5 protein-coding genes are annotated in these 5821 nt (G+C 72.2%); all 5 read right to left on the reverse strand.

Going from position 1 to position 5821, the window contains the following annotated elements; all coding sequences use genetic code 11:
* Window positions 1-27: 27 nt before the first annotated feature.
* The 5 genes from H5J30_RS15260 to H5J30_RS15280 all read right to left on the reverse strand — a co-directional run bounded on the left by H5J30_RS15260 (window position 28) and on the right by H5J30_RS15280 (window position 5591).
* Window positions 28-1479, reverse strand: coding sequence for a catalase (locus H5J30_RS15260; RefSeq protein ID WP_181787977.1), 1452 nt, complete (start codon window positions 1477-1479; stop codon window positions 28-30).
* A 50-nt stretch (window positions 1480-1529) separates the two neighbouring features.
* The gene (locus H5J30_RS15265) at window positions 1530-2357 is read right to left on the reverse strand and encodes an alpha/beta fold hydrolase (protein ID WP_181787978.1); all 828 of its coding nucleotides are present in this window, start codon (window positions 2355-2357) and stop codon (window positions 1530-1532) included.
* Between the two features lie 112 nt (window positions 2358-2469).
* Entirely contained in the window at window positions 2470-3024 is a 555-nt protein-coding gene (locus tag H5J30_RS15270; protein ID WP_181787979.1) for a Uma2 family endonuclease, read from the reverse strand.
* Window positions 3025-3125: 101 nt separating this feature from the next.
* Entirely contained in the window at window positions 3126-3944 is an 819-nt protein-coding gene (locus tag H5J30_RS15275; RefSeq protein ID WP_181787980.1) for a PaaX family transcriptional regulator, read from the reverse strand.
* 9 nt (window positions 3945-3953) lie between these two features.
* Window positions 3954-5591, reverse strand: a complete 1638-nt coding sequence (locus H5J30_RS15280) for an AMP-binding protein (RefSeq protein WP_181787981.1) — start codon at window positions 5589-5591, stop codon at window positions 3954-3956.
* Window positions 5592-5821 lie beyond the last annotated feature (230 nt).

Genomic DNA, 5821 nt, shown 5'->3' on the forward strand with positions numbered 1-5821 from the left:
CTGACCGGGGCAGCCCTGCCGCAGGTGTCAGCCCTGGCGGACGCCGGCGGCGATCCTGTCGCCGGTGCGCAGGTCGATGCTGCGCCAGTACGCGACGGCGCGCTGCACGACGGGATCGCTGACGCCGTTCTGCAGGTGCCGGACGACATTGCCCACCAGGCGGTCGCGCGCGGCGTCGTCCAGCACGTCGCGCACGAGGGTGCCGGGCTGGGTGAAGTCGTCGTCGTCCGCGTGCAGGGTGTAGGCGGCGCGGATCATCTCCGCGGTGTCCACCGTCCAGCGCGCCGGGTGGTTGTCGCGCTCCTCGTCGGCGGCGGGGCCGCCGTAGGAGTTGGGCGCGTAGGGGCGGGCCACGTTGGGCGGGTGGTAGCGCATGTGGCCGTCCTTGGCGTACGAGCGGACCTCCGTCTCCGCCTGGTTGGGCGGCAGCTGCGCGTAGTTGGTGCCGATGCGGTAGCGGTGCGTGTCGGCGTAGGAGAAGAGCCGCGCCTGGAGCATCTTGTCCGGCGACGGGCCGATGCCGGGCACCAGGTTGCTGGGCTCGAAGGCGGCCTGCTCGATGTGGACGAAGTAGTCCTCGGGGTTGGTGTCGAGGGTCATCCGGCCGACCTCGATCAGCGGGTAGTCGCCGTGCGGGACGGTCTTGGTGACGTCGAAGATGTTGAAGCGGTAGTCCGGCGCGTCGTCGTACGGGATCGCCTGCACGTACAGCGTCCACGACGGCGCCTCGCCGCGGGCGATCGCCTCGGCCAGGTCGCGGCGGTGGAAGTCGGCGTCCTCGCCGGCCAGCACGGCGGCGTCGGCGTCGCTGAGGTGGGCGACGCCCTGGTCGCTCTTGAAGTGGTACTTGATCCAGGTGCGGGCGCCGGCGGCGTTGGTCCACAGGTAGGTGTGGGAGCTGTAGCCGTTCATGTGCCGGTAGGTCCTGGGGATCCCGCGGTCGCCCATCAGGTACGTCACCTGGTGCGCCGACTCCGGCGAGAGCGTCCAGTAGTCCCACTGCATGTCGTTGTCGCGCAGGCCCGAGTCGATGGTGCGCTTCTGCGAGCGGATGAAGTCCTGGAACTTGCTGGGGTCGCGCATGAAGAAGACCGGCGTGTTGTTGCCCACCATGTCGTACACGCCGTCGTGGGTGTAGAACTTCAGCGCGAAGCCGCGCGGGTCCCGCCAGGTGTCGGGGCTGCCGTGCTCACCGGCGACGGTGGAGAAGCGGGCCAGCATCCGGGTGCGGTGCCCGGGCTGGAAGACATGGGCCCGGGTCAGCTCGCTGACGTCGCCCGTGACCTGGAAGGTCCCGTACGCCCCTGAGCCCTTGGCGTGCACCACCCGCTCCGGGACGCGCTCGCGGTTGAACTGGGCCATCTTCTCGATCAGATAGCTGTCCTGGAGGAGGATCGGTCCGTCCGCGCCGACGCTGAGCGAGTACTGGTCGCTCTCGACGGGGGTTCCGGTGTTGTCGGTGCTGGTCGGGTCGCTCATCGCGCTGCTCCGGGTGGGGGTGCGGGGTGCGGGTGCGGGTTTGCGGGGCGTCACTTCTGGAGGAAGGCCAGCAGGTCCGCGTTGAACCTCTCCTTGTCGCCCGGCACGAGGGCGATGCCGTGGCTGCCGCCCTCGTAGACCTTGAGCCGGGCGTCCGCGACGATCTCGGCGGTCTTGCGGCCGGTGGCGTCGATCGGCACGATCTGGTCGTCGTCGCCGTGGACGACGAGGGTGGGCACGTCGAACTTCCGCAGGTCGTCGTGGAAGTCGGTGGCAGCGAAGGCGTCGACGCAGGCGACGCCGCCCTCGATGGTCTCGGACATGGCCATGTACCAGAAGGCGTCCTTGTTGCCGCGGGTCGCCTTCGTGCCGTCGCGGTTCGCGGAGAAGAAGGGGACCGACGCGTCCTGCCAGTACTGGGAGCGCTCCTTGAGGATCCCGGCCTTGATGTCGTCGAAAGCCTTCTGCGGTACGCCTTCGGGGTTGTCCGGGGTCTGCAGCATCAGCGGCGGGATCGCCGAGAGGAGCACCGCGGACCGCACCCGCCCGGTGCCGTGCCGGCCGATGTAGCGGGCCAGCTCACCGCCGCCCATGGAGTGCGCCACCAGGGTGACGTCGCGCAGGTCCAGACCGGTGAGCAGGTCGTTCAGGTCGTCGGCGAAGGTGTCGAAGTCGTACCCGTCGAAGACGGGCGTGGACCGCCCGTGCCCCCGCCGGTCGTGCGCGATGCCGCGGAACCCGGCGTCGGCCACGGCCTTGAGCTGGTCCTGCCAGGCGTCGCCGTTCAGCGGCCAGCCGTGGATGAACACCACGGGGCGGCCCCGGCCCCAGTCCTGGTAGAAGATGTCGACACCGTCGCGCGTCGTGCATACGGGCATGTCCGGAGGTCCCTTCCCGCGGGATTCGCAGCCGCGGAGGAGCGCGGCACTGCCGCATTCATCCTCGGCGATCGTTGCGAACCGGGCAATTCGGGCGGGATGGACTCCGGGGTCAGACGAAGACCGCCGTGTCGAGGGAGAAGGAGAAGGGAGCGGGGAGATCGAGACCCTTGCCGAACGGCACGCTGACCGTCCGGCGGTAGTCCCCCTCGCGGGGGTCGCCGTACAGCGTGGTGTAGGCGTTCGAACGATCGACGAGCAGATAGAGCGGGATACCCGCGGCCGCGTAACCGCGCCGCTTCGGGCCGCGGTCCCTGTCGCCGCGGACGGAGGTCACCTCCACGGTCATCACCACGCCCGTCGGTTCGGCCCAGTACTCCGCTCCTTGAATGCTTCCCCAGGCGGCGACTGTGGCGTCGGGGATGAACCTGCCGAGCGGGGTGATCAGACCGACTGTCCCCGGCGCGTACAACCTGGTGGCTGACTCCCGGGCGATCAGCCAGGTGAGCTTGCCCACGATGTCCTCGTGGTCACGGTCGGGCGGCGGCGTCACGAGAATCTCACCCTCGATCAGCTCTGCGCGATAGCCCTTCGGCACCTTGAGCTGCAGGAAGGCGGCGAGCTTCGGATCCTCCTCCGCCGAGCCGGTGCGCTCGGTCGCGGTCATGGCCACCACTGCTCCTCCTCAGTCGTCCGGTCCGCCACAGCCAGCGTAGCCGTGGGATCAGGGCGCGGTCGGTCGTATCAACGACTCATCGTGTCGGTTGGTCACGGTGTGTGAAGCGCTGCGCGGACATACCGTGTCGCCGGTCCCCGCAGGCGGTCGTCCAGGGCCGCGAAGACCTCCGCCGCGCGGGCGCCCGGCCAGTGCGGGGGCAGCACCTCGCGCGGCAGGCCCGGGTCCGCGTAGGGGAGGTGGCGCCAGGCGTCGAGGGCCAGGAGGTAGTCGCGGTACGCGTCGGGGCCCGCCGTGCGGGGGGACGAGCGTGCCAGCACCGGCTCGTGCGCGTCGAGGAACGCCTCGTGCAGCTTCGCTATCGCCGGCAGGTCCCACCACCTGGCCACCGCCTCCGGCGTCGGCGTGAAGCCCTCGTGGGTGCCCCGGAAGAGGTCGACGTACGAGGCGAGTTCGAGGCGGCTCAGGGTGTGCCGGGTCTCCTCCGCCACGTGCGACGGCGCGATCCACACGCCCGGGGCCGCCTGGCCGAAGCCCAGCCGGGTCAGCCGGGAGCGCAGCAGGTGGCGCTTGCGGCGCTCCGACTCCGGTACGGAGAAGACCGCCAGCAGCCAGTCGCCGGGGCCCGCGGGGGCCTCCCGGCGGTAGATGCGGCGGTCGCCGTCGTCGAGGAGGGTGCGGGCGGAGGGCGACAGCGCGTACGCGGCCTCGCCCCCGTGCCGTACGGGCACCAGCAGCCCGCGCCGCTTGAGCCGGGAGACCGCCGACCGCACCGCCGGCGCGTCCACGCCGACCGCGCCCAGCAGCCGGATCAGCGCCGCCACCGGCACCCGCCCGGAGTCCGGGCCGCCGCGGCCGAACGCGCCGTAGAAGCTGACGATCAGAGACCGCGGGGTTCGTTCGGCTGCCACTCGATCACTCTAGCGATTCCCGGCCGTCCGCCCGGCCTGCTCCTCCCGCAGCCGGTAGCGCTGCAGCTTCCCCGTCGGCGTCCGCGGCAGCGCGTCCGTGAACAGGATCTCCTTCGGGCACTTGTACGGCGTGATCTCGCCCTTCGTGAACTCCCGCAGCGCCGCCTCCGTCTCCGGCCCCCGCACCACGCCCTCGCGCAGCACCGCGTACGCCACGACCACCGTGCCCCGCTCCGCGTCCGGCCGCCCCACGACCGCCGCCTCGCGCACGTCGGGGTGGCGCAGCAGGGCGTCCTCGACCTCGGGCCCGGCGATGTTGTACCCCGCCGAGATGATCATGTCGTCCGCGCGCGCCACGTACCGGAAGTACCCGTCGGGCTCGCGCACATACGTGTCGCCGGTGAGGTTCCAGCCGTCCCGCACGTACTCCGACTGCCGCTCGTCCGCCAGATACCGGCACCCCGTGGGCCCGCGCACCGCCAGCAGCCCCGGCTCCCCGTCGGGGACGTCGTCCCCGTCCGCGTCCACGATCCGCGCCTCGTACCCGGGCACCGGCACGCCCGTCGCCCCCGGGCGGGCGTCGTCGTCGGCGGCGGAGATGAAGATGTGCAGCATCTCGGTGGCGCCGATGCCGTTGATGATCCGCAGCCCGGTGCGCTCGCGCCACGCCCGCCAGGTGTTCGCCGGCAGGTTCTCGCCCGCGGACACGCAGCGGCGCAGCGAGCCGGTGTCGTACGCGCCGAGCTTGTCGAGCATCGCCCGGTACGCGGTGGGGGCGGTGAACAGCACCGACACCCGGTGCTCGGCGATCGCCGGCAGCAGCCGGTCGGGCCCGGCCTGCTCCAGCAGCAGCGCCGAGGCGCCGGCGCGCAGGGGGAAGACGACGAGGCCGCCGAGGCCGAAGGTGAAGCCCAGCGGGGGGCTGCCCGCGAAGACGTCGTCCGGGACGGGCCTCAGCACGTGCACGGAGAAGGTGTCGGCGATGGCCAGCACGTCGCGGTGGAAGTGGACGCAGCCCTTGGGCCGGCCGGTGGTGCCGGAGGTGAAGGCGATGAGCGCGACGTCGTCGGCGGAGGTCTCCACCGGCGCGTACGCGTCGGGTTTGGCCTCCGCGAGGCGCAGGAGGTCGCCGGGGTCCTCGCCGCCGTACGGGACCACCGTCAGGTCCCGGACCTCCGCCCGGGCCAGGTCGTCGAGCGAACGGGCGTCGCACAGCGCGTGCCGTACCCGCGCGATCTCGCAGATGCCGCGCAGCTCGTGCGCGCGCTGCGCGGCCAGCACGGTGACGGCGACCGCGCCCGCCTTCATGACGGCCAGCCAGCAGGCCACCAGCCAGGGCGTGGTGGGCCCGCGCAGCAGCACCCGGTTGCCGGGCAGCACGCCGAGGTCGTCGGTGAGCACGTGCGCGATCCGGTCCGCGCGGCGCTGCAGTTCGCCGTACGTCCACGTCTCGCCGGCGGCGGTGTGCAGGGCGGGGCGGCCGGCGCCGAACCGCTCGACGGTGGCGTCGAGCAGCTCCGCGCCGCAGTTGAGCCGGTCGGGGTAGCGCAGTCCGGGCAGCGGGAAGACCAGGTCCGGCCACTGCCCGGGCGGCGGGAGGTGGTCGCGGGCGAAGGTGTCGGCGTGGGCGGAAGGCTTGAGCTGCATGTCGGTACGCCCCCTAGGTCTGCCCTGCGGTACCCCAAGGAGCGTAGCGTTGGCGTGACGACAGTCAACAGTCCGCGATATCCCGCCCGGCCGGACCCGTACGCGCCGGGACACGCGGACCGTTGCGCACCGGACGCCGCCCCCGCGCGCGGGACGGCAGGTCACCGGCAGAGAGGAGCATCCGCATGGCGCACCAGCAGCAGCCGTCGCGGCCGGAGCCGCAGTCGCCA

Source organism: Streptomyces phytophilus, assembly GCF_013870535.1.
GTDB lineage: Bacteria > Actinomycetota > Actinomycetes > Streptomycetales > Streptomycetaceae > Streptomyces > Streptomyces phytophilus.

What these genes read in the sequence shown, in the direction of transcription:
- H5J30_RS15280 (WP_181787981.1), bottom strand. Translation starts at nt 5,591, where the DNA reads ATGCAGCTCAAGCCTTCCGCCCACGCCGACACCTTCGCCCGCGACCAC.
- H5J30_RS15260 (WP_181787977.1), bottom strand. Translation starts at nt 1,479, where the DNA reads ATGAGCGACCCGACCAGCACCGACAACACCGGAACCCCCGTCGAGAGC.
- H5J30_RS15270 (WP_181787979.1), bottom strand. Translation starts at nt 3,024, where the DNA reads ATGACCGCGACCGAGCGCACCGGCTCGGCGGAGGAGGATCCGAAGCTC.
- H5J30_RS15265 (WP_181787978.1), bottom strand. Translation starts at nt 2,357, where the DNA reads ATGCCCGTATGCACGACGCGCGACGGTGTCGACATCTTCTACCAGGAC.